At 71.2% G+C, this 278-nt stretch carries 1 protein-coding gene; it reads right to left on the bottom strand.

Translation table 11 applies throughout. The features are described 5' to 3' along the window. The coding region (locus tag O2W15_RS23905; protein ID WP_269181281.1) for a hypothetical protein at positions 1-245 on the bottom strand (245 nt) is incomplete at its 3' end. Between the last annotated feature and the right edge of the window lie 33 nt (positions 246-278).

Genomic DNA, 278 nt, shown 5'->3' with positions numbered 1-278 from the left:
GCCGCACCGATGTCCGGCCGCGACCGGTCAGCCGTCAACTCCACGCCCCGACCGTCCACGTACACGTGCACCTTCGACGACACCGACGGCTGATCCAGGTCCAACGCCCAACCCGACACGCTCACCGTCGCCCCCGACGCCGACAACCCGTCCCAGCTCCCGACCGGCAAGGCCTGCTGAGTGGTGATCGACCGGCAGCCCAGCTCCGCGTTCCGAGAGGGCACGTCCACGTCGATCGCGAACACGCACACCCGGTGCGCCCCCGGCGCCACCGTCGT

It is taken from the genome of Modestobacter sp. VKM Ac-2979, from assembly GCF_026967995.1.
In the GTDB taxonomy this organism is placed as follows: domain Bacteria; phylum Actinomycetota; class Actinomycetes; order Mycobacteriales; family Geodermatophilaceae; genus Modestobacter.
The sequence above is the reverse complement of the archived record's forward strand: the minus strand, read 5'-3'. Positions and strand labels throughout refer to the sequence as shown.